The organism is Acinetobacter sp. ANC 3832 (assembly GCF_002135415.1).
In the GTDB taxonomy this organism is placed as follows: domain Bacteria; phylum Pseudomonadota; class Gammaproteobacteria; order Pseudomonadales; family Moraxellaceae; genus Acinetobacter.
On record NZ_NEGJ01000003.1, the window covers coordinates 173,445 to 197,654 of the forward strand.

General features: G+C 36.2%; 21 protein-coding genes, 3 tRNA genes and 1 pseudogene. 5 read left to right on the forward strand and 20 right to left on the reverse strand.

The features are described from left to right. Positions 1 to 205: 205 nt before the first annotated feature. From B9T35_RS05190 to B9T35_RS05225, 8 genes and pseudogenes are all read right to left on the reverse strand, one after another. Complete coding sequence (locus B9T35_RS05190; RefSeq protein WP_086190062.1) at positions 206 to 2,410, reverse strand: OsmC domain/YcaO domain-containing protein; 2,205 nt, start codon at positions 2,408 to 2,410, stop codon at positions 206 to 208. A 253-nt stretch (positions 2,411 to 2,663) separates the two neighbouring features. Next, positions 2,664 to 2,970: pseudogene (cas1f, locus tag B9T35_RS05195) on the reverse strand (type I-F CRISPR-associated endonuclease Cas1f); the annotation flags it as partial. A gap of 520 nt (positions 2,971 to 3,490) precedes the next feature. Further along, positions 3,491 to 4,219, reverse strand: coding sequence for a PqiC family protein (locus B9T35_RS05200; RefSeq protein WP_086190063.1), 729 nt, complete (start codon positions 4,217 to 4,219; stop codon positions 3,491 to 3,493). After that, positions 4,209 to 5,882 (reverse strand): intermembrane transport protein PqiB, encoded by a 1,674-nt coding sequence (locus B9T35_RS05205; protein WP_171264221.1) that lies wholly within the window; start codon positions 5,880 to 5,882, stop codon positions 4,209 to 4,211. Before B9T35_RS05205 ends, B9T35_RS05200 begins: the two co-directional genes overlap by 11 nt. A gap of 6 nt (positions 5,883 to 5,888) precedes the next feature. Continuing rightward, positions 5,889 to 6,662: a paraquat-inducible protein A gene (locus B9T35_RS05210; RefSeq protein ID WP_086190065.1), complete on the reverse strand. Its 774-nt coding sequence runs from the start codon at positions 6,660 to 6,662 to the stop codon at positions 5,889 to 5,891. Further along, complete coding sequence (locus B9T35_RS05215) at positions 6,649 to 7,266, reverse strand: paraquat-inducible protein A (RefSeq protein WP_416202421.1); 618 nt, start codon at positions 7,264 to 7,266, stop codon at positions 6,649 to 6,651. The genes B9T35_RS05210 and B9T35_RS05215 overlap by 14 nt, the downstream gene beginning before the upstream one ends. 346 nt (positions 7,267 to 7,612) lie before the next feature. After that, positions 7,613 to 8,023 carry a DUF4951 domain-containing protein gene (locus B9T35_RS05220; RefSeq protein ID WP_086190067.1) on the reverse strand — a complete coding sequence of 137 codons (411 nt, stop codon included), beginning with the start codon at positions 8,021 to 8,023 and terminating at the stop codon, positions 7,613 to 7,615. 19 nt (positions 8,024 to 8,042) lie between these two features. Continuing rightward, on the reverse strand, positions 8,043 to 10,550 hold the full coding sequence (locus tag B9T35_RS05225) for a TonB-dependent receptor plug domain-containing protein (RefSeq protein WP_086190068.1): 2,508 nt from the start codon (positions 10,548 to 10,550) through the stop codon (positions 8,043 to 8,045). 254 nt (positions 10,551 to 10,804) lie between these two features. On the opposite strand from B9T35_RS05225, the gene gloB reads away from it, so the two are divergent. Further along, a complete protein-coding gene (gene gloB / locus B9T35_RS05230; protein ID WP_086190069.1) occupies positions 10,805 to 11,536 on the forward strand; it encodes a hydroxyacylglutathione hydrolase in 732 nt (243 codons plus the stop codon). A gap of 642 nt (positions 11,537 to 12,178) precedes the next feature. Then, positions 12,179 to 12,382, forward strand: a complete 204-nt coding sequence (locus B9T35_RS05235; protein ID WP_086190070.1) for a hypothetical protein — start codon at positions 12,179 to 12,181, stop codon at positions 12,380 to 12,382. 137 nt (positions 12,383 to 12,519) lie between these two features. Here B9T35_RS05235 and B9T35_RS05240 read toward each other — a convergent pair. The 5 genes from B9T35_RS05240 to B9T35_RS05260 form a co-directional block, all read right to left on the reverse strand. Next, positions 12,520 to 12,604: transfer RNA gene (locus tag B9T35_RS05240), tRNA-Leu, on the reverse strand. A gap of 37 nt (positions 12,605 to 12,641) precedes the next feature. Then, positions 12,642 to 12,715: transfer RNA gene (locus B9T35_RS05245), tRNA-Trp, on the reverse strand. A 41-nt stretch (positions 12,716 to 12,756) separates the two neighbouring features. Continuing rightward, positions 12,757 to 12,841: transfer RNA gene (locus B9T35_RS05250), tRNA-Leu, on the reverse strand. 108 nt (positions 12,842 to 12,949) lie between these two features. Next, positions 12,950 to 13,759 carry a protein kinase domain-containing protein gene (locus tag B9T35_RS05255; RefSeq protein WP_086190071.1) on the reverse strand — a complete coding sequence of 270 codons (810 nt, stop codon included), beginning with the start codon at positions 13,757 to 13,759 and terminating at the stop codon, positions 12,950 to 12,952. Continuing rightward, positions 13,746 to 15,257 (reverse strand): DUF3336 domain-containing protein, encoded by a 1,512-nt coding sequence (locus B9T35_RS05260; RefSeq protein ID WP_086190072.1) that lies wholly within the window; start codon positions 15,255 to 15,257, stop codon positions 13,746 to 13,748. The genes B9T35_RS05255 and B9T35_RS05260 overlap by 14 nt, the downstream gene beginning before the upstream one ends. Before the next feature lie 198 nt (positions 15,258 to 15,455). On the opposite strand from B9T35_RS05260, the gene B9T35_RS05265 reads away from it, so the two are divergent. Beyond that, complete coding sequence (locus B9T35_RS05265; protein WP_086190073.1) at positions 15,456 to 16,328, forward strand: ATP-binding protein; 873 nt, start codon at positions 15,456 to 15,458, stop codon at positions 16,326 to 16,328. Between the two features lie 97 nt (positions 16,329 to 16,425). On the opposite strand, the gene B9T35_RS05270 is transcribed toward B9T35_RS05265, so the two are convergent. Then, positions 16,426 to 17,751 carry an esterase-like activity of phytase family protein gene (locus B9T35_RS05270; protein ID WP_086190074.1) on the reverse strand — a complete coding sequence of 442 codons (1,326 nt, stop codon included), beginning with the start codon at positions 17,749 to 17,751 and terminating at the stop codon, positions 16,426 to 16,428. 313 nt (positions 17,752 to 18,064) lie between these two features. Further along, on the reverse strand, positions 18,065 to 19,081 hold the full coding sequence (tsaD, locus tag B9T35_RS05275) for a tRNA (adenosine(37)-N6)-threonylcarbamoyltransferase complex transferase subunit TsaD (RefSeq protein WP_086190075.1): 1,017 nt from the start codon (positions 19,079 to 19,081) through the stop codon (positions 18,065 to 18,067). Between the two features lie 144 nt (positions 19,082 to 19,225). Here tsaD and rpsU point away from each other — a divergent pair, with 144 nt between their 5' ends. Continuing rightward, the gene (gene rpsU / locus B9T35_RS05280) at positions 19,226 to 19,441 is read left to right on the forward strand and encodes a 30S ribosomal protein S21 (RefSeq protein ID WP_001136722.1); all 216 of its coding nucleotides are present in this window, start codon (positions 19,226 to 19,228) and stop codon (positions 19,439 to 19,441) included. Positions 19,442 to 19,479: 38 nt separating this feature from the next. Beyond that, positions 19,480 to 19,926 carry a GatB/YqeY domain-containing protein gene (locus B9T35_RS05285; protein ID WP_086190076.1) on the forward strand — a complete coding sequence of 149 codons (447 nt, stop codon included), beginning with the start codon at positions 19,480 to 19,482 and terminating at the stop codon, positions 19,924 to 19,926. 149 nt (positions 19,927 to 20,075) lie between these two features. Here B9T35_RS05285 and B9T35_RS05290 read toward each other — a convergent pair whose 3' ends face one another. The 5 genes from B9T35_RS05290 to B9T35_RS05310 all read right to left on the reverse strand — a co-directional run bounded on the left by B9T35_RS05290 (position 20,076) and on the right by B9T35_RS05310 (position 24,181). Next, on the reverse strand, positions 20,076 to 20,438 hold the full coding sequence (locus B9T35_RS05290) for a hypothetical protein (RefSeq protein ID WP_086190077.1): 363 nt from the start codon (positions 20,436 to 20,438) through the stop codon (positions 20,076 to 20,078). A 103-nt stretch (positions 20,439 to 20,541) separates the two neighbouring features. Beyond that, on the reverse strand, positions 20,542 to 20,937 hold the full coding sequence (locus B9T35_RS05295; RefSeq protein WP_086190078.1) for a hypothetical protein: 396 nt from the start codon (positions 20,935 to 20,937) through the stop codon (positions 20,542 to 20,544). Between the two features lie 79 nt (positions 20,938 to 21,016). Beyond that, positions 21,017 to 22,456, reverse strand: coding sequence for a M48 family metalloprotease (locus tag B9T35_RS05300; protein ID WP_086190079.1), 1,440 nt, complete (start codon positions 22,454 to 22,456; stop codon positions 21,017 to 21,019). Between the two features lie 79 nt (positions 22,457 to 22,535). Then, a complete protein-coding gene (locus B9T35_RS05305; RefSeq protein ID WP_086190080.1) occupies positions 22,536 to 23,504 on the reverse strand; it encodes a 2-hydroxyacid dehydrogenase in 969 nt (322 codons plus the stop codon). Further along, the gene (locus B9T35_RS05310; protein WP_139842005.1) at positions 23,501 to 24,181 is read right to left on the reverse strand and encodes a hypothetical protein; all 681 of its coding nucleotides are present in this window, start codon (positions 24,179 to 24,181) and stop codon (positions 23,501 to 23,503) included. The genes B9T35_RS05305 and B9T35_RS05310 overlap by 4 nt, the downstream gene beginning before the upstream one ends. Positions 24,182 to 24,210: the final 29 nt, after the last annotated feature.

Consider the following 24,210-nt stretch of genomic DNA (forward strand, 5'->3'; position numbering starts at 1 on the left):
CTTTATCAGACATAGTGATTAGCATCTATATCCAGTCCATGATGATAAAAACCATCATAAACCAGACATTTTTATTGGTAAGAATATAGACACTTTCAATGAGTTCTAACATGAGTCATTCGAATATCTAGTACTATGTCAAATACAAAAATAAAAAAGCCAGCATAATCGCTGGCTTTTTTATTTAAATTTACATCATCAAAACTTAACTCGATAAATTCGCAAACTTCTCACGCGCTTTATGCAGCTTCTTATAGCTATCAATCAAGCGTAAATGACGATCCAAACCTTCAAGTTTCATACTTGTTTCAGTTAAACCATGGAAACGAATACTGCCATCCATAGAACCAATCACGGCATCCATTCGCTCATCACCAAACATACGGCGGAAATTGACTTCATAATCATTCAAGTCCATCTCATCATCAAGCTCCACTTCCAGAACAACATTCAATGCCTGATAGAACAAACCACGTTCCACTGTATTGGTATTATATTGCAGGAATGTTTCCACAAGTTCCTTCGCTTCTTCAAATTCCTGTAATGCCAGATAAATTAAAAGCTTTAATTCCAGAATGGTCAATTGACCCCAAACAGTATTATCATCAAATTCAATACCAATTAAAGTACTAATATCTGTGTAATCATCCACTTCAACTTCTTCAAGGCGTTCAAGCAAAGCTTCTAGCTGTTCTTCATCTAAGCGATGTAAATTCAAGATATCTTCACGGAATAATAAGGCTTTGTTGGTATTATCCCAAACCAAATCTTCCACAAGATAAATTTCTGAATAGCCTGGAACTAAGATACGACAAGCCGTTGCGCCTAAATGTTGATATACAGCCATATAAACTTCTTTGCCCATTTCTTTAAGAATACCGAACATCGTTGCAGCTTCATCAGCGTTGGCATTTTCACCTTGACTGGTAAAATCCCACTCTACAAACTCATGATCAGCCTGATCACTGAAAAAACGCCATGACACTACACCACTAGAATCAATAAAATGTTCAACAAAATTATTGGGTTCAGTCACTGCATTACTGCTAAATGTTGGTTTTGGTAAATCGTTTAGACCTTCAAAACTACGACCTTGTAACAATTCAGTCAAACTACGCTCTAACGCTACTTCTAATTTTGGATGTGCACCAAATGAAGCAAATACACCGCCTGTACGTGGGTTCATTAACGTCACACACATCACAGGATATTTTCCACCTAATGATGCATCTTTCACTAAGACTGGGAAACCTTGTTCTTCTAGACCTTTAATCCCTTCTACGATACTTGGATATTTCGCCAAAACCTCTTGTGGTACGTCTGGCAGTGTGATTTCACCTTCTAAAATTTCACGCTTTACTGCACGTTCAAAAATTTCAGATAAGCACTGTACCTGTGCTTCCGCCAAGGTATTACCCGCACTCATCCCATTAGATAAATATAAGTTTTCAATTAAATTAGATGGAAAGTATACGGTTTCACCATCAGATTGACGTACAAAAGGTAATGAACAAATACCACGCTCCGTATTACCTGAATTGGTGTCATACAAATGCGTACCGAGTAACTCATCTTCTGGATTATAAATTTCTAAGCAATATTCGTCTAGAATTTCAGTGGGTAACGCACCTTCCGCACCAGGCTTAAACCATTTTTCATCTGGATAATGTACAAATTCAGCATGGGCAATATCTTGACCCCAAAACTGATCATTATAGAAAAAATTACAATTCAAACGCTCAATGAACTCACCTAAAGCTGATGCTAAAGCACTTTCTTTGGTTGAGCCTTTACCGTTGGTAAAACACATGGGAGATTGTGCATCACGAATATGTAAAGACCACACATTTGGTACAATATTACGCCATGAAGCGATTTCAATCTTCATGCCTAAACCTGCCAAAATACCTGACATATTGGCAATGGTTTCTTCAAGCGGTAAATCTTTACCTTGTATATATGTAGTATTTTCTGAAGCTAAACTTGGCATCAGCAAAGCTTGTGCATCTGCATCGATACTTTCAACAGCTTCAATGACAAATTCTGGACCTGTCTGTACTACTTTTTTTACAGTACAACGGTCGATCGAGCGTAAAATACCTTGACGATCTTTATCAGAAATATCAGATGGTAATTCAATCTGAATTTTAAAAATTTGTTTATAGCGGTTTTCAGGGTCGACAATATTGTTCTGTGAAAGACGAATGTTATCAGTCGGAATATCACGCGCGGCACAGTACACTTTGACAAAATAAGCTGCACAGAGTGCTGATGAAGCGAGAAAATAGTCAAATGGTCCCGGCGCTGAACCATCGCCTTTGTAGCGAATGGGTTGATCGGCGATTACCGTGAAGTCATCGAATTTGGCTTCAACTCGAAGATTGTCGAGATAATTGACCTTGATTTCCATGCGGGCACCTAAATGTTCTTATGTGTCTGCAGGCACACATAAAATTTAAAATATTAAAACATAAGCCGAATAGCGGATAAGAAATTGACTTAAAAAAGCGACGCGAGCTATAACTATTGATCCAATGTTTGTAATCAATAATTGACTCTCGTCATGTAATGATGGGCACTATTATAGAGTTATTTGCTTGAGTTGATAACTTTTATCTGTCTTTACATGAATTTCATACTTATGGCTGTTTATATGGCAGTGAACGTATGTACTCCGTTGAGCGATATTTACTTTGTGGGGTTATCCATTCAATTTCACTACCCATAAACAGTGGCGCCCCACCTCCACCACAAAAACCAACCAATACGCCTGCACTGGCGAGCATCCGCATGGGCGGCTTGAGTAATCGATGTCCCTGTGCCGAGCATGATCACCGTAGTATCGGCAATGGGAATATTCCAATATTGGTTTTCATTTTTGGCTTCGGTCAAATATAAAATTCGACCATCTTTTTACATGACTCGACAATATTCGAGGTAATACACATTGGCATGTTTAGAATGTAAAATTGCTTTTAAGTCTGACGGATTGAGTTATTTAATTTTATTCAAATCTTTGTATTATATCATTTTAATTTGAGTATATATGTATTTTTGAAAAATAGAATAAGTCTTTCTCCTTCAAACGACACATATTGTCGTATTTTCAATCACAGTTTAATTTTAGTTTTTATATGATACTTATATTACTGATTATTAAATATATAATTACAATCACATGTGGCTTCAAGCATAAAGCTTTTTAATGTCTTCTTTAATAAAACTTAGATCTCCTCGCAAAGGTCAAAAAATAAACAAAATTATATAAGTGAAATCATATTTGATTAATATTGAATTTTCCTTCTCCTTTTGGGAGATGGTTAGGATAAGGGTGAACCTTAAGGATAATCCTCTCCCTAGTCCTTTCCTTAAAAAAGGAAAGGAGGAACCTATTGCGAAATAAATGTTGATTAAACGCTGACTTATGCAAAAGCTTTTGAAGAGAAGTATTTAGAACACAACGTCTCTTAAAATACTAGGTGTTAAATCATTAAGAACAGACCACATTTTGTGCAATGACTGTTTTTTTAGCTTCTACTACAATGACTGATGCACTAACAGCCTCAATCACCCGACTAAGTGACTGACGAGACGCACCCACTACATTTTGTATTTTATTACCATCCTTCGTTACAGGTGTACTAAAGGCCATTCTGCAACTTAATGGCGAATTGGATGTCTTTGTTTGAGTTAATGGTCGATTCGGATCATCGACTTTAATCGTCCAAGCGACTGTAACATCAACATCACGATTCACATCCCCCTTTAAAGATTGGGGACTGGCATGTTCAACAATATCAAAACGAGAAAAATCAGCAGAAATTCGATAAGAGATTTGCCCACCCGTCATTCCACTATTATAACGATCTACCGCCCCTAATTTTTGCTGTAAACCCGCAGATAAACCATCTCTCAGCTCAGCACCTAGTGTTGATGTCCAACGCTCATTATCCAGCACATTTGACTTACCACTCATTTCTTGTAGTACCAATGGTGCACGATCTAAACGATCAGGCAAACCAACGGGCATCACTTCAATCACCCGTATATTTGTACCATTAACTAAAGGAGCAATTTTTGGTGCCAATGTATAATAATTCGGTGTAGTCGAACTTGAGCATGCTGTTAAACCTAACAAAAGCACCGACAACCCACTCCACCCAAGTCTACGGAATGAAAAAATCTGTGAGAAATTCAAATTACTTTTTTTATTGACCATTTTCTTCCTCAACTGATTTCCCACGGATTAATGATTCTGGATGTTGTTCAATATAATCTGACATGAGCTGTAAGGATGCTGCAGCACGTGTCATTTGTTGTAATGCACGGCGTACATCTTGTTGCAAAGGCGCATCACTGGATAGAATAGACTCAGTTGAACGCATTGTTTTACGTACATCTTCAAGCGTTGCTTGCATACCCGGTGCAACCTTAGTATCTAACTGCTTCACTAATTTATCTGTAGTTTCAATTGTCGTATTCATATTATTTAAAGTTTTACGAACGTCTTGCCCAATCTCTACCAATGGAAATTTGGTTAATTTATCCGCGATTTGTGAAACCTGAGCTTGCAATCCACTCAACTCGGTTTGTGTCGTTGGCACTTCTGTTTTTCCATCACCACGCATTTTTAACACAGCAGGTTTTGCTTTAGGAAACTTATCAAAGGCAATATAATTTTGCCCTGTTAATAGATTCCCTGTTCTGACTTGTGCACGCCATCCATTTTGAATGAAACGTTTAAAAATAGAACCATCAGGGTCTAATTCTTTTCCTTGGGCTAAACGAGATGGATAAATTACAGCATCAACACGCATACGTAGTTGCGTGTAATTTGCATCAAATTCGACATTAATCGATTTAACATCCCCAATTTCAATCCCCATGAAATCAATCGGTGCACCTGCTGCCAATCCCCGCAATGATTGATCAAAATACATCACAATTGGATGTGCTTTTCCATCAGGCACTTTGAGTGCATCTGTTTTTGAGCTCCAAAGATTAAAATGACTTTGATTCGTGGCTACAGCAGCATTTGAATTTTCGGGATAACCGAATGCTATTCCCCCTGCAATAATACTGGCGAGAGACTGGGTATTTAAGCTAAATCCAGAAGCATTTAAACTGACATCAACACCACTCGCTTGCCAAAAGCGTGCATCTGTTGTCACAAATTTATCGTATGGCGATTGGATAAAGGTTTGCAATTCCACAGTTTTACCATCATTCGCCAGTTTATAAGCGGTGATTTGCCCCACATTAATTCGACGGTAATAAATGGGAGAGCCCACATCCAAAGAACCCAAATCTCCTGCTGTTAAAAAGAATACTTTTCCCGGTACATCTGAGGCAATCACAGGAGGAACTTCTAAACCTTTAAATTCATCTTGTTTTTCTTGTGCTTTTCCACCATCCACTTCGATATAAGAACCTGACAATAATGTATCAATACCCGATACACCCCCTGTACCTATACGTGGTCGCACCACCCAAAAACGAGAATCTTTTGTAGCAAAATTACTGGCATCTTTGCGCAGTTCAATTTTAACCATGACATGAGAATGATCTTCCGAAAATCCAATTTTCCGTACTAAGCCAATATCCACTTGTTTAAATTTAACTGTAGTTTTTCCTGCAACCAAACCATCTGCCGTTTTAAAAGAAACATTAATGGTTGGCCCAGTATCCATAAAAGTTTTCACTGCCAGTGACAAAGCAATTAAAAAAGCAATCAGTGGAATCAGCCAAATGAATGAGGGTCTCCATTTGCCTTTCTTTTTTTCAGGTTCTGGCAAAACGTGCTGATTTACTGTGGTCGAGTTTGTCTCATCATGATCTGAATCTGAATGCTCATTATTTGTTTTATTTTCAGACATACGCATTATTCTTTATTGGCTAGAATTGGAAAAATCATTATTCAAAGGAGTATGCCCTGTTTGAATAATACGGGTACTTGTATTAGAAGATGAATTTTTATCATCTTTGGCTTGAGCTGAATAATAGTTATCCCAAATAATCCGTGGATCAAAACTCAATGAAGCTAACATCGTCAAAACCACAACTGCACCAAAAGCAACTGAACCCGGTCCTGCTAAAATCGTCGCTAAAGATTGAATTTGAATCAGTGCAGTAAGTAAAGCAACCACAAATACATCAATCATTGACCATCTTCCGATAAATTCAACCACACGATAAAGCATTGCACAATGTTCTGGTAAAAAATTCCAACGCTTTGATGATTGCATTTTTACTGCCATCACTAAAAAACATAAAATAAATAGTTTCAACATGGGAATAAAAATACTCGCCATGAAAATGACACTCGAAACAAAATAATCACCACTTTGCCAAAAGTAAATCACACCACTCATAATCGTATCTTGCTGATGACCTAAAAGAGAGTCTGTGATTGTCATGGGCAGAACATTGGCAGGAATATATAAAATACTTGCTGCAATCATCAGTGCTACTGTTCGGTCTAAACTTTTAGGCTTACGTTGATGTAATATCGTACGGCATCTTGAACAATACGATTTTTTTTGATCACTTTCAGTTAAGACCGATTCTTGATTTAATAAGCCACAACAATGACAAAGCACCAATGATAAATCAGTCGCTCTTGGATATTTTGAAAATACCGTTGTTACATCATGATTTTTCATGACTATACCTATCAATTTCGTCCCAAATATCCTTAACTTTGACTGATGCGATATAAACCAGTAACAAGCTCAATACAGCGAATGACCACAATGCAATCCCCGGAATCACAACCACCATTCCTGCGAGCTTCACCAATGTTACTAAAACTCCAATTAAAAAAACCTCAATCATTCCCCATGTTCTAAACAAGAAAATAATACGAAGGGCAATAACAAGATATTTAGGTTTTGTTTTAAATAAACTGATGGATGAAAGTACATAAATCAGTAAAAGTAAATCCATGAGTGGCACAACGAATGTGGTTATTAATATCAATACGCCAACAAAAGCTCGGTCAGCATGAAACATTGCCCATGCTGCACCTAATAATGTGGTTTGTGAGTCATGACCTTGTAATTCAACTTTCACAATTGGAAAGCTATTCGAAATCGCAAAAACGATCAGTGCCGTAATAGCTAAAGCCAAAAGTACTGTGAACGGTTTACTTTGCCGATAAAGTTCTGCACCACAACATACACAATATGCACGCTCACCTGAAGCAAGCGGAACTTTACGATATACCGTATCGCATTCTTCACAACCTGCTAATTCCTCAGGTGACAAATCAGACAATTGAGACTGATTGATAACAGGTGGAATGGGATGAACTAAAGGGAATTGGCTCATAGAGCATGCATACCATTGCTGTGTTTTTAGGATCGTCAATATTTTGCTATATTTTATTGATCATCATACAGATGATTTATGATGTTTTTTGAGGATATCTTGTTCGTGTTTTTTTAACAACTCACTTCTTTGATTTCACTAAATCAGTCAAATCAATAGAAATGAACCCTTAAAATGATTCACTTCTATTTAAATCAGATGAGGAAATACCTTACTAAAATGTACTGACGAATTCCTTATCTTGTTTGTATAAACAAAAATTTAAAACTTATATACCACAGGCTTATTCAACCCATAACTGAGCAATTTTTTTCATCAATTGTGCACGATATGGCGCTGTAGGATTACACGGATTACGAACTACTTCATTTTCATAAAAAGCCTGCCATTCTTTTACCATATCCAAAGTTGTGCCTTTAATTTGAATCGCTTTCAAATCTGATTTTTTAATACTTTCCAGCCGAGTTTTAGCACCTTCTTGCCCTGTCGCCCAACCAATCACACCTTGTCCAAAATTAGGTAAGCTCATATTATTTGGTGTTTTGGGAATAGGATTACGCTCAATATTTGTATTTACTTTACATAGATGATGTTTCACTAATTCGGGTGCTTTTACTTTGTCATGTTGTATTGTCGAACAAGCACTTATGCTCAACAATGAACAGATGAGCAATGAGGCTTTTAAGTGTTTCATGATTTAATTTCCACGCTAATTAAAACTTAAATGTGATGTCTGCAATAAATTGACGACCTGATTCTGAATACAGATAATTACTATTACTTTGAGTATATTTATTATCTTGATTGGTTAAATTATTGATGGTTAAACCAAGTATTAATTTGTTTTCTTTTGCTAAAGCAATATCATAAGTCGTGCGCATATCCCATGTGAAACTACCGTCAATTCGTGTGGCGTTATAAGCTGTTTTTATCGCATCACCATTGGGTGCAATCGGACGATTTGCAAAAGGAATTGTTGATGAAACCATCGCATCATAATTCGAGCGATAACAAAATAAATGACTGATTTTTAAAGGTAAATAGTTATGTTGAATATCCCAACTTAATCGTGCAGACCATGGACGAGCGAAATTTTCTGCTGGGCGTAGCGATTCATCAATAATATCGCCCTGATATAAAATATATTGCTGATAAGTGAGTGAGTTATAACTGTTGTTATCATAATCAGTAAAATTACGTGTGATATCGCTATAGTCCAAACCCAATTGGAAACGATTTTGTGTAGATAAGAATTCGATTGGGTGATGATTTGCAATGCTGAATGTATAAATATTTGCCTCACTCATACCATAATTATCATATTCATCTGTAATTGGTGTAAATGAAATGCGTTTTTTACGGATTTGATCTTTATTATCACGATTCACATATTTTAACTGTGCATCAAACAACCCAATTCGACCATTCACAGCAAATACCGTTTCATTGGTATATGGTGTATCAAGCTCGCTACGTTGCACATTATTGGTGCTTGCAGATACAAACGTCCAATCATCTTTCACACTACTGCGCTTCTCACGAGAATTTAATTGATTGACCCCATCCAGTAATTTGTAAGTAAAAAGATTATTGGCATAATAACGATTCCACCCTGCTGTAAATGCAAGACGGCTATCTTTAAAGGGTTGATAAATAAATGAACTTCGCGGTGCCAAATTCGTCTGACCATTCAAGCTATCATAATCTGCACGTAAACCAATATTCGCTTTCAGAAGGTTGTTCCAGTTCATGCGGTCTTCTAGAAAAAGATGCGCACGATCCTGACTAACATCAATTTTACCTGCACCAAATACATCACGTTGAATATGAAACTGACCTTTGCCATCGTTATAGCTTAAATCACAATAGGGATCGACATCACCCTGAGCATTTAAACATGAGCTCGTTCCAGCAAGACCAACACCCGAAGGTAAAAAGTAGGAATAAACTGAATCTGGACGTTGCCAATCTGCTGTGTAATTACCATAGCCAGCCCCGACAGTGACTTTATGCTCTAAATTCTCGAAATGAAACGGTGTAAATTCTGATTTTATTTTATATTCTAAAACATCCAGTTGCTGAGATCGTGTTCCATACCCACCTTCTACAGCAGTATTTGTACTTGACCAATCTTTATCAGGCGAGCTTTTCCATGACACCAAGGCATCACTATCTGACTCATTTAGCATTTTTTGTTGTTGATAGACTAAAGACTGGGTAATTTTTGCTTTCTGAAACTGTGAAACCAGTTCGACATCCAATGCTGCATTCTTACTATTAACTTGCTTCCCACTATTTAAATTATTGGCTTGTTCTAAATCTTTTTGATCATTCTGAAATTGTAAGCCGACTCTTAATTTATGCTGATCACTTAAATCTGCATAAACATTTAAATTTACATTATCATTTTCACGTTTTTGATTGGCATTTTCGACAGTAAGTAAGTCTGACTTTAAATCAATATCAGACCAACGTTTAGCGAGCCCTAAACTTATACCTACTCGATCCGTTACACGACCATACAAAGATGCTGATAGACCTTGTTTAACAAAATCTTTTTGATATTGTTTATTGTCATCGTCATATTCTTCTAATTCACCTTCTGTAACATGACTAAAGTTGGTCCAGTCACTTGAAGTATAGTCATAGCTCATCTGTCCATGTATTTTACCAACCTGAGTTTTAGGTGCGCATGTTTTTGCTTTAACAACACCACCTGTAAACTCACCATATTCAGCACTGACATTACTGTCGAGCACCTCCAACTCGCAAATCAAATGCGTATTTACAGTCGTAGTTGCAGAAGAACCACTTAAATCTGTCGTGTTATAATCCTGATTGCCACTCGCTGGGTTTATTAAGTTATTTAAACTGACATTATTGAGTAATAATTTATTTTCATAAGCCAATGCACCGTTAATGCTAATTTCAGCACCTGAGATTTCCCCTTGTTTACCACCTTCCATCACAGTATTTGAAAACTGCACATTCGGATTAATCTTTAGAAAATCAGTCATGGTTTTTTGAGCGTTTGGCGTGTTTTCTAATTGTTCTTTACTATATGTCGTTGTGCCTACCTCATCGGTTTTATCAGCTTGCACAACAATCGGTATTAAAGATACAGAGCGATGTGCTTGCACCTCATTTTGAATAGATTCCGCATGTACAGTAGATAAAACCAAATAAATTGAACATGCCAATGTTGTACGCGAATATTGCATCAACCGAATCTTAATATAAATGAGATTCGTTATTATTTACATTTATGTTTTAATAGCAAGGAAAACACAATCTAATTGAATATATTTCCAACGACTAAATAAATATCAATTAATCCAATAATTTATTAATATTTAAAATATATTTCATAATACTTACTTTCTATAATAATTCAGTTGTTGCATATAAAATCAACGCTAGCATTCTATGACCAACTTAAATACACTTTAATCATATATCAAAATGGATTTAAAAGATTATGTTTAAAATTCATGTCATTGACGTTAAGAATCAACTACAAAACTACATTTGGCTCATTGAAGAAACATCAACACATGATGTGATTGCAATTGACCCAACTGAAGCACATTTAGTTAAAGCTTACTGTCAGGAAAATCAACTCCAGTTAAAACAAATTTGGCTGACACATTGGCATAAAGATCATATTGGCGGTGTTCCTGACCTTATTGCTGAACAACAAATTCCTGTTTATGGACCACGTGAAGAACTGAGTCATATCCCTTTTCTGACTCATCCATTACAACACGATGATCATTTTGAGTTTCATCATTTAAAAGTTGAAATTATTGCCGTCCCTGGTCATACCCTTGGGCATATTGTGTATTTTATTGATGCTTTAGACAGCGTATTCTGTGGTGACACATTATTTGCAATGGGCTGTGGGCGAATGTTTGAAGGAACAGCTGAACAATTCTACCATTCGTTGAATCGCTTAGCGGCACTACCTCCACGAACCAAAGTATATTGTACCCATGAATACACCCTTTCAAATGCAAAATTTGCCTTACACATAGAGCCAGATAATATTGCGATTCGAAATCGTGCTGAACAGATCCAATTACAACGTGATCGTGGTGAAATTACTTTACCGAGCAGCATTGAACTTGAATTAGAAACCAACCCATTTTTAAGAGTTGAAAGCGCCGAAGAGTTTGCAAGAATTCGACAACTCAAAGATAACTTTTAGTAAGCCAATTTACTTAAGTAAGCTAGGTATCAATAATGAACTGATATTTAGCTTTTTAAAAATTTATTGCATAAGTGCCAATTATTCACCCTTCTCTTCAAAGACAATTAAAAAGCGCGATGTGAGAAAAGCTTAATTTCATTCAATAAATACCCAATCGAGCGGTCTAATTTACATAAGAGTCATCGCCTTTACTCACTCTTAACCCTAACCCAATACAGCTCCATTCAGACATCCTTAAATTTCTTGAAAAGAATGTTTGCTAGAAAATTGATCGATAAATGATATATTAAATAAATTTGACATATTTAGTTACACTTGTACAGTAAATTCAGTATGGCTACTTTATATGCAAATATTTCTTTGCAATTTAATTAGGGAGTGAATTCACTTACATCACGCTAAATACAAAGTATTTACCTAAAATATTTATAAATAAATTCAACATCTTACAAATTTATAATAAACACATCTTATTTTCCCACTTACATCATTAACCCATTTTTACATTCACATACAAAAGCCCATCTTTCGCAATTGATCAAAAATTGATATAAAAAAATTAATTTGTTGTTCGCCCCCTTTAAAAATTTAATGATCATCCCTATTAATTTTTAAGGGCAGGAATTAAGGAGATCTTCTGTGAAAAAAGTTGTTAAGGCAAAAAATTTAATCGCATTTCGTATCTGGTTAGAAAAATTAGGTTATTCAGTCAAAACTTTAACTGACAATAAAGGATTTACGTTTAGTTTCAAGAAAGAGTATGGTCTTGTCACATGTGATCTCGCAGGAAACTCACTGGCAGTACAGTTAGGTGAAGAGTTTGAAGATCACTTAAAAGCTTAATCAAATATTTTTTCTATTCTAAAATTTGAGTAGATTTCAAAATAGGCATTAGTCAAAAGAGTAATGCCTAAAATTTTTATTGTTAAATTTAAAGCAAAAAAAAGACAAGATTTTCATCTTGCCTTCTTTTCAATATATGGTGGGGACGGAGAGACTCGAACTCTCACACCTTGCGGCGCTGGAACCTAAATCCAGTGCGTCTACCAATTTCGCCACGTCCCCGAATAAAAAAACCACTAAAGTGGTTTTTTATAAAACTTGGCAGAGGATCAAGGACTCGAACCTTGACGAACGGTTTTGGAGACCGTCATGCTACCATTACACCAATCCTCTATCGCATTTAATTAAGTTTTAGTACCACTTAATTAAAAACTTGGTGGGGACGGAGAGACTCGAACTCTCACACCTTGCGGCGCTGGAACCTAAATCCAGTGCGTCTACCAATTTCGCCACGTCCCCAATGGCTGTGTATATTATAGAGATCATTACATCCTGACAAGTCCTTTTTATTAAAAAGATACTCGTTTGACTAAATATAAAACAAATCCAATATTTACTGCTTTTTCTTTATACAAAATCACTTAATCTTTGTTTTATTTCACTAATATTTGCACAACGTTGCTCTTTCTTCTTCATCAACATCTGCTCTAAAACAGGTTTTAAATATTGATATTGCGTTAATAGTTCAATATTTAAGTGCTGACAATGTAAATATGCCCAATCAATATAACTTTTTCCTTGTAATCGTTGTTGAGTCAGCCATTCCAACCAAATAATTCCAAGCGCATAAAGATCAGATTGAATAGATTTTGCTTTTGCATGAAATAATTCAGGTGCCATATAGCGTGGCGTTGCTGAGTTTCGCATATTTACAGCGTGTTCAATCAAACACGTTTGCTCAAAATCGATTAATGCAACTTGATTGCCTTGCCGACGAAAATGTTCTACTTTCAAATCACCATGTAAATAACCCATCTGATGTAAATTCTCGAGGACAGTTAAACTTTGCCAAAATAGATTCAATAACTCTGAATTACTGAGCTGATCGGGTATTTGAGAAAAAAGTACGTTGGAATCTTGAAGGGATAATGCCTGAGGAAGTATGTCCACAGGCAATTTAAATGTGTGATGTGGATTAAATATTTTGAAGTTTAGTAAAATATTCTGATTCGGTTTTATACACGCATTGATTTGCGTATAAATATCAATTTCATGTAAGAAGCTATGCTCTCTTTCGGCATCTATACCCCTCATTTGCATTTTCAACCAATGCTTTTGGTCATCTTCTTTGAGTAAATAGAGACGACGACCAAAACTTTGGCTGTTTAACGAATTACATGCGGCATCAAACTGAAATATAAAATCAGACTGTTGCATATTGCCCAGAAGCTTCAACTTTTAACTTGGGTAATTTTAACACTTCAAGGCAGTGTTCAATGGTTTTACCAATGCGTGCATGTGTTTCTATAGAGGAAATTTTAGGCCACGTTGCTTGCTCACCTTCGCGTTGTAACAACTTGAATAAATGAGGACGCGGGTTTTGTAACATATAGCCATAATGACGCAAACTATAATTTCCAACAATATTCACATCACCATAATAACGCTGATCAACAACACCATATCCATGATCAAGTAAACGTCGAATTGAAGGTACGCGTCCCATACGATCACGAGTAAAATCCATCACCCCCATTGCTGCAAGCTTACCTTGCATCCGTACAATACGTTCAGGCCAACTAAATAGATCTTTTCTAAAACGCTCTTCATCGCTTTGCATAAAAGGCACGATATGCGGATTCACTTGACTAGCGATGGTGTAATTTAAATTATATAAGCGTGACATGCGCTCCTGAGGGAAATCACTTCGTACACTTCCATCAACCCAACGCGTATTCGCCAAATACGGCGTATGTACGCCATCATACCGCTTACTGGTTAAACGTACAGGTGGGAATAAAATAGGCACTGCACACGACGCTAAAACGGCACTCCACACCAATAAATCAGGTGAGGTGTATTTATTCATGATCCGTGCATCTTCTTGTGATACATCATACGGTGCAACAGTCACATTAATATCCAAACCTGATTTTTCAAAGGCTTCAGCAAAAGTGACATCACCTAAATTTTCAATCAGAAATTTTCTTAAATATTTAACGTCTGCAAAGCCACCATTGCCTTTCATCAGTTCACTTAAGGTTCTGAAATGAAAAGCATCACTATAAAAATGATCACCTGTTAGCAAATTCGGTATTTCACTAGGGTCTGCAACACCCAACATCCCTGTCATAATTGCACCAGCACTTGAACCTGATAAGACTTTAGGCATCAAATCCTGTTCCATCAATGCCTTGCACACACCACTATGAAACAATCCGAGTGTAGCCCCACCAGAGAACATTAATGCAGGCTGACCATACACTTTTTGACAGTTCTCAAAAAACTCCAATTTATCTTTTAGCGTTAATGTTTCACAGCTTGATGAAGCGATATAAGCCAAAGCTTTACTGACTTCATCAATATAATCTTCAATAATTTTTTTAGTGCCAAAATACGTATGTGTGAATAATAGCGGATGACCAATATTAGCGACATCATGACTAAAGCCTTCACGTAATATATAAATCAGATCAGCTGTTCGATGTTGATGTCGATAGCGGCGAATCATATTAAGACGGTGGGAAATAATTTCGGCATCAAAATAAGGAGAGCTATTGTCATACTTCCACTCCTGCGCCCCACTTTCTTCATCTAATTTTAAAGCGGTAGATTTCCACTCTTCATAAGATTCAGCTTTTCGTAACTGACGTTTTAATTTTTTTATACGATATGCTTGGTGTGGATTAAGATCACGGGTGAAATCTAACATCATATATGCCTCTTTCCTTTGACTCTCATCCAATGGATTGAATATTATTTGCCTAGACTATGCTAAATAATATACAGATAATCAATCGCACAACGAAACTATTTACTGACTTTTATCATCAATTGTTATGCTGAAACCAAGGACATGCTGTATTTCTAGTGCTAATATTCAAATCATAAAGTAAACACTCAGCGAACAGATATGGCGACCCTTGATTTACCTGATCATTTAATCAAATCTTTATCCGTTGTTCTTGAACAATTACACCAAATGTTACCAGAACCTAAGCAAGAAACGGATTTTTCTGCACCTGCCTTTAGATGGCAAGACAAACAACTCAAACCCATTTATCAGCCTAAAGCGATGCATTTGGATGATTTAAAAGGCATAGAAAGACAAGTCAATAAAATCCTACAAAATACAGAACAGTTTTTGCATGGGCTTCCTGCCAATGATATTTTGCTCACAGGTTCACGTGGTACTGGAAAATCTTCAATTGTCCGTTCGCTACTAACGAAATATGTAGATCAAGGATTACGTTTAATTGAAATAGAACGTGACGATTTATCAGATTTACCTGAAATTCAAAAGCTAATTAAAGATCGTACTGAAAAATTTATCGTATATTGTGATGATTTAGCTTTTAATGCGGAAGATGAGAATTATCGTAGTTTAAAAAGCGTATTAGATGGCTCACTACAATCAGGTTCAAGTAATTTTATTATTTATGCAACCAGTAATCGCCGTCATTTATTACCCGAATTTATGCATGAAAATACCCCTGTAACCCGTGTCGATGTTCCACAATATACAGAGTTACATCCTCAAGAAGCAGTTGAGGAAAAGATTTCTTTATCTGACCGTTTTGGGCTTTGGTTGTCATTTTACCCAATGGATCAAAATCTCTATTTAGAAATCGTTGAACATTATTTAGTAAAAGAAAATATGCCTTTTAATGCAGAAATACGTGCTGAAGCCTTAAGATGGTGTCAAGCTCGTGGGCAACGTTCAGGGCGTGCTGCCTATCAATTTTCAAAACATTGGATTGGTTCAGAACGTTTAAAAGCAATGTGAAATAAAAAGACTCTATGCAAATCGTTGATTAGCTTTACGTTGTATATTTACTCGCAAAAATAAAAGAGGTCTCTGCCTCTTTTATTTTCCAACACATTTAAGGGATGGGCTTTAAGTCCAAACCATCAATGATATAAAGCGTATTTGTATCAATGATGGTTTTATCTTGATCTAAATATTTCTGTTCTAACACACCATCGGTTTCAGAAAATCCATAATCATCATCATTAATGACAGCCAAGTGCTGATCATCAATCACCCAAAGTCCTTCAACTTTGTCATGTGGATATTGCAATCTTTCCACCAAATCAATAACCAACGTTTTGCTGACCGGGAAAATACCGTGTTCAGCCAATCCTTCCCATCCCGCACTCAACACATACTGCTCTATGCTTTGCCCATCAATCGTTAAACCTATCTTAGCATCTTGTTTTATTTGATCTGATTCAATAACACTTTCCAAATCAGTAGCATCATTTAAATTAATTTTATAAATTCGTTTAAAGGCCTGAGGATTATCTTTATAAAAATCATCGTCTCGTTCAGCCACTAAAAAGCTGTTTGAGTTTAATGCGGTAATCGCGGTATTTGAATAAGCTTGTGCCCCCCCTTCTTGCTTATACAAATATTGGGAAATCGCTTGAGTTTCCAAATGAAGCATCACAATTCTAACCAAATCTGATTTGGTCACAGATGCATCAGGATTACTCATGGTAGACTGCATTATCCCGACTAAATTTTTATGATCAGGCGTAATACTTAAACCTTCCATCCCACGATTTTGACGTCGGTTTGCATATTCCGCAGGGAGTAAATAGCCTGACTTTCGACGATGATCTTGCTCATACGCATTGATACGATCTATTTCCACACCATTTTCATCAAAATGTACAATATGTGGTCCATATTCATCACTCACCCAGAATGTTCCATCTTTTAATGCTGTAAATCCTTCTGAATCCAAACCAAATTCATCTGTTCCTTCTTTGAGAACTTGTAAATTTTGATCATAAGCAATTTCTTTGGTTGCACCAAAATGTTGATTCGGCAATCCTGTAATATATTGACCTTCTGGATTCTTTAATAAAATTTCTTGTATTTTAGTGATTGTGCCATTCGCCTCAAGTTTAAATAACCCAATACGTGGCGTATAACTTGGATTTAAAAATATTTTCCCATGATCATGATTAACGTCATAAGTCGTATTTGGACCACGATCTGTTAATGCATAAAATTGGTTTTTTTCTGTAGGATGTGCGGATAATTCTGAACCAAAACCACCATATCGAAACTCGATAAAATGTCCCTGCTTTGCCCCATCAGGAATATTATGAATCTCAAGGAGATCATAAGGTAACTGAACACCTTTAAAAAAAGGTTGGTAAAAATTTAATAGTTCTTGCTTGTCATTTTGATCAGTCATTATTTTTCCTTGATTTTCTTTGTTTTCAGCATGCCTGATATGTAAGAGCAACACAATAATTCAACATAAAAATCTCCAAATAGCATAGATTATTCAAAGCATAATTGTTAATAGATAACTTTCTAGAATAAAGACAGAAAAGGCAAATATGACTAGATAATCTTTCCAATCAAATTTCATTCATTTTTATAATTTGCACATGGTAAAAGCTTTTCTATTTGTTTAAATGTAGCTAAGAGAGATAAAAGATAATGAAAATTAAGGTTTTATCAATAAAAAAAGAGGCTTTCGCCTCTTTCAAAATAATTCAATTTTAAACTTGCTCAGGATTAGTCAATTCCGTCATTGGCCAACGTGGTGTCGTCGTGACAGATAAACCGTCCTGCTCTCCTGCTTTTAAACGCTGATAACCTGCAAAAGCAATCATCGCACCATTATCTGTACATAAAGCAGGTTCTGCATAATAAACTTGTGCTTTAATTTTAGCTAAATCAGCTTCTAAACGCTCGCGCAAACACTGATTCGCACTGACACCACCTGCAATCACTAAACGTTTTAAACCTGTTTGCTTGAGTGCTTTCACAGATTTTTTCACTAGAGTATCCACTAATGCTTCTTGGAAAGAGGCAGCAATATCGGCTTCACGACCTTGCCCTTCTACTTTCTTTAATTGATTTGAAACTGAAGTTTTTAATCCACTGAATGAAAAATCTAAACCTTGATGCAACATTGGACGCGGAAATATAAAAGCTTTGTCATCACCTTGTTGCGCAAGTTTTGAGATATTTGGACCACCTGGATAAGGTAAACCCATCATTTTTGCGACTTTATCAAAAGCCTCACCCGCAGCATCATCAATCGATTCGCCCAAAATTTCATATTGCCCAATACCATAAGCAGCCATCAATTGGGTATGACCACCAGAGACCAATAAAGCAACAAAAGGAAATTCTGGTGGATTTTCTGATAATAAAGGTGCAAGCATATGACCTTCCATATGATGTACACCAATGGCAGGCTTATTTAAGGCAAAAGCCAGTGTTCGACCAAACAATGCTCCCGTCATTAATGCACCCATCAAGCCTGGACCACGTGTATATGCAATCGCATCGATTTCAGATTTTTTAATTTGACTTTCTTCAAGCAATTGATTCATTAAAGGAATCAATTTCCTCACATGATCACGTGATGCTAACTCAGGAACAACACCACCGTATTCTGCATGTAATTTAATTTGGCTATACAGTACCTGTCCTCTTAAGCCGACTTCACTGTCATAAAGTGCCAAACCTGTTTCATCACAAGAAGTTTCTAAGCCGAGAACGATCATTAAACTGCCTTTTACCCGTATCAAAATATTGCCAAAGCTATTATAGACTTGTGGTATGAGATGTAAATGAGTAAAATACTGAGCTTCACTTGTGACTTGGTGCAATCGTGCGCTAAGTCTTATCCATAAACTAGAGGATTCTTCATGCCACAAGTTAAATTGAAAGAAGGCGAGCCAGTAGACGTAGCTATCCGTCGTTTCAAACGTTCATGCGAAAAAGCAGGCGTTTTAGCTGATGTTCGTAAACGTGAATTTTACGAAAAACCGACTCAAGAACGTAAACGTAAAAAAGCTGCTGCAGTTAAACGCTACCAAAAGAAATTGGCGCGTGAATCTGTACGTACTACTCGCCTTTACTAAAATTAATTTGTGACCAATTGACTGCTTGGATAAAATAGATGACGACTTTAAAAAACCAAATTGCTGATGCATTGAAAACATCTATGCGTGCCAAAGATATGGCAACAGTAACGGTTCTGCGTGGTCTACAAGCAGCAATTAAACAAATTGAAATCGATGAGCGTATAGAGCTTGATGAAAGTCGAGTTCTTGCGGTCATTGAAAAGCAAATCAAACAACGTAAAGAATCGATTAAAGCCTATGAAGGCGCTAATCGACAAGACTTAGCTAGTAAGGAACAAGCCGAACTTGAGATTATTTCTCAATTTCTACCAGCAGCTATGACTGAGGAAGAACTTGATTCCATGATTGAGCAAACTATTCTTGCTCAACAAGCTACTAGCATTAAAGATATGGGTAAGGTGATGAATTCTCTACGTCCGATCATAGCCGGACGTGCCGATCCTGCACAAGTTTCTGCGAAAATTAAAGCAAAACTCGCATAAGCCCGAAATAGTATCTTTATTATCCATGTTTGATTTGGTCTATTTAATGATCCTTTAATATATTAAATAGCCCAAATATCACAGAAAACTCAAAAATTTTATTAAAACAAATATTTCATTTTTTAGAATTTTTTATTTTTTTCTCTACATCATTGTAATTTACACTGAATATTATATTTCTTTAGAATTTGCATTTCTGGAGAAAGCATTACTTTATCAATTACATCCTGCTTTGTTAATGACTGAATAGATAAAGGCAAATACTGTCTATTTTGATCTGTCGTTTTATACATCGAATCTACATATTGAACCACAATATTACAAAATTGAGCCTGTTGTTGTGCATCAAACTGTGTAATTTGTGGATTTAGACTTCTCAGAAAGTTTTTCATATCTGCATTATATTGATTTGAAATTTTTTCTACATCACGTACATAACGTTCTGGAATTTCAGCTGAAAATGTCTGCACTGAACTCAGTAACATCACCAAGGAGATTATGATTTTTTTCATGCTGATTCAAAAATTCCACCAATAAATTTACAAATAAGATTATCTTTTTCTAACAATAATAGATAGTTAATTTTTATTTCAATCATTTACTCCACTATAAAAACTATTTAAATTGGCACTTCACTCCAACACTTTTTGCAATTTTAAAATTACGAAGCTGATCGACTGCCGCAACAAATTGTTCCCGATTATAATTTTTAATTTCAGTTTCAAACATCGGTCTGTATTGATCTAAATAACCATAAAACTCATTAATAAAATTTTGAAGAATTAAACAAGCTTTTTCATTCTGTACTGCATTCACATGCCCAGTTTGATCAAGTCCTTCTAAAAGTAATTGCATTTGTAATTCATAATTTTCATTCAGTTTATTTAAACGATTATTTAATTCATCATCCGTCATCTTTGTGATTTGACTATGATCTTTTTGTTTTGAAGGCTCTGCTAAACCATAAGTACAGCTTAAAACACTCAGTAAAATTAATATGATTTTTTTCATTATTGTTCCTCTTCAATAAATATCTTGCATAAAAATGAATCCATCCTTATTTTCACAATACAACATTAAATCATCAAGTCTAAATTTTAGCGCGATGCTCATCTTGCATCACTTTTAAACGAGAATCGACTTTTGCAGTCATCGCAACATTGCCTTTTGCTAATCGTTGCGCATGTAATAAAGATTTAATCGCATTTTCTTCCGCACCAGACCAATACTCCACTTCTGCCCGATTACGTAAAACATTCACTGTACGCATTGGATTATTTTTGTCTAAATTTGCTGCCTGCTGTAATAGCTGCCAACCCATCAAATCTCTATCATTCTTATTGATAAAGCGATGAACAAGTTTATCTGCTTCTTCTGGTTTATTTTGGCGTATTAATACTTCAGCCATTTTATAACTCAAAGCTCGATTTTCTGGCATCGTTCGCTGTTTATTCACCATCATCTGATAAGCATCATCTATCTTATTCTGATCCAAATAAATATCTGCCTGGATTATATTGATTAAGTTGTGCTCAGCATTTATTTTTTTTGCCAAATCTAATTGTTGCTGTGCTTGAGTAAAATCACCTTGCATCAAATAAAATTTACTTAGAGCCACTAAACCTGCATAATTTTTTTGTGATGCTAAAACTTGTAATTGACGTTCATTGGCTTGATTGGAAATCACTGCGGTATACCATTTAATAATATCAAAATCGGACTGAGTATTACTAAAAGGTACTTTTGGAAATTGATTAGCACGTAATCGTGCTTCACTCATACGCTCTGTTGTGAGTGGGTGAGTGAGCCAAAAATCAGGTAAAAAGCTCAACCGACTCGTTGTTCTATGCATCACTTCAAAAAAGTCAGCCATACTTTCTGGGTTATAACCTGCACTGTACATAAATTGCATACCAATACGGTCTGCTTCACGCTCTTGATTTCGACTATAACTTAACTGCTTATCCATTAGAGCTGCTTGAGTACCTAGCATCACCGCACCGCCGACATCACCATCCGACTTAGCCGCTAAAGCAGCACCAACAATAATACCTGCAAGCGCCAATAAACCCTGCCCTTTAAAAGCTTCTTGTGATCGACTGTAATGACGTTGTGCCACATGTGCAACTTCATGCGCCATAACACCTGCAACTTCATCCATATTTTTTGACGATGTCACCATGCCACTGTTCAATGCAAATAAACCCCCGGGCACAGCAAAAGCATTAATTTGAGGATCTCTGACCACAATTAAACCAATAGGTTGCCCAAGTTGGGTCTGGCTCAAAATTCGGGTAAAAACCATCATGAATTGGTCCTCAAGCCATGGGTCTTGAAGAGTGGGAAGTTGATGCTGAACTTCGCGAAAAACTTTTTCACCGATCATTTTTTCTTTTTGTTGATCAATCAGCCCTATGCCACCACCAATTTCAGGCACTTCAAATTGTGGTGCAATAAATGAGCTAAAGTCTTCTGCAGAACTGATTGCTGTACTCAAGCTCAAACTAAGGGCAAGTAAAGTTTTTTTCAAAGCTGAAACTCAAAAATTTAAAGTCACTTCACTATAACATTGAAATTTGAACAAATTTATAGTGAAGTGTTATCTTGTTTTAACCAAAAGTTGCATTGACCAAATAGCGTGGTGTACGACCTTCCAAAGCATCTTCTAAGTTACGATACGCCAATTCTACCATCTTCCGGCGCGTTTCCGCAGTCGCTGAGCCAACATGTGGCAATGTCACAATATTGTTTAATTTAAATAATTCAGAATCTTGTAATGGCTCTTTTTGGTATACATCCAATCCTGCTGCAAAGATTTTCTGTTCTTGCAAAGCTTCAAATAAAGCCTGCTCATCTACGACAGAACCCCGTGCAATATTGACAAAAACAGCATGTTTTTGCATTAAATCAAATTCTTTCGTGCCAATCAGTGCCTTAGAATCACTGTTTAAATCTACAGCAACAACCACAAAATCAGATTCTTGCAATAAGGCTTCTAAGTTTCGATATTGTGCATTTAAAGATTGTGCCAACTCAATTTTTTCATTTCTATTATGATAAAGAACATCCATATTAAAACCATAAAAACCACGTCGAGCAATAGCAGCACCGATATTGCCTAAACCAACAATTCCAAGTTTTTTCCCAAAAATTTCTCGCCCAAACTGCGCTGTACTTACTGTGCGTTTCCACTGCCCTTGCTTTGTCCATTGATCTAAATGTGGAACTTGGCGTGCAGCACTCATCAACAAAGTAAAGGCTAAATCAGCGGTGGTTTCAGTCAACACGTGTGGTGTATTGGCTAACCAAATTTTTTGTTGATTTAAATATTCAACATCATAATTATCATAGCCCACGCTTACAGAGGAAATGATTTTAAGTTTTTGTGCAGTAGCCAGATTACTTTCATTCAGTAATCGCCCTGAACCTATCATCGCATCAGCATCAACCACTTCCGTTCGAATTTGTTCATTCACATCGCCATTTTTAGGGTTAATCAACACTACGTTATAACGTGCTTGTAAACTTTCTAAAACATCTGAATCAATTTGACTAAAGACTACAACTTTGTTACTCATTTCACTTCCATTTGACTGACTTTAGGTTGCATAAATTGCCATAAACGACGTTTCAATAAAGGTTGCTCCAACATTTCCTGCAAACCTGCCAATTGAATAAATTGTTGCTCTTGTGAATGCACCAAAATACCAATACTTAAAACTTGTTTTTCTTGTGCCAAAGTATCCATAAAACCTTGGATATAAGCCGCAGCACCACGCCCATCTTGAAATTGTTTTAAGGCAAAAGGCCATTTTAACTCGTGATACAAGCCCCTTTGCACTGCTTGTATATTACTCCACAATTTCGCTTGATCAGCGGTTAAATTTGTTGCATCCAAAATAAGAACACAATGATGCAAACAATATGCTTGTAATGTGAAAGGCTCAACATCTAATGCTGGCTGTAAATCAAAGTCTGTTTTAATGACCCGAACAGATTCAACAGATAATTGTGATGGTTCTTCACACTTCTCGACAATCGCTTCAACTTTGGCTTTGACGGGGATATGAACAGATTCTTCTTCTTTAGCATGAATAATTGGAGTTTTTATCTGAAACTCAATCTGACTTTCAACTTCAGCAACAGCAATATCTCTATACAAGCTTTTCGTATAGGTACGTGAACGCACATCAGTTTTAGGCACCCAAACATCGATACCTAAGGCAGTTAAAACACTCCGCTGATGTTCTAGCATATTCACATTCATCACAATTCTAAATCATT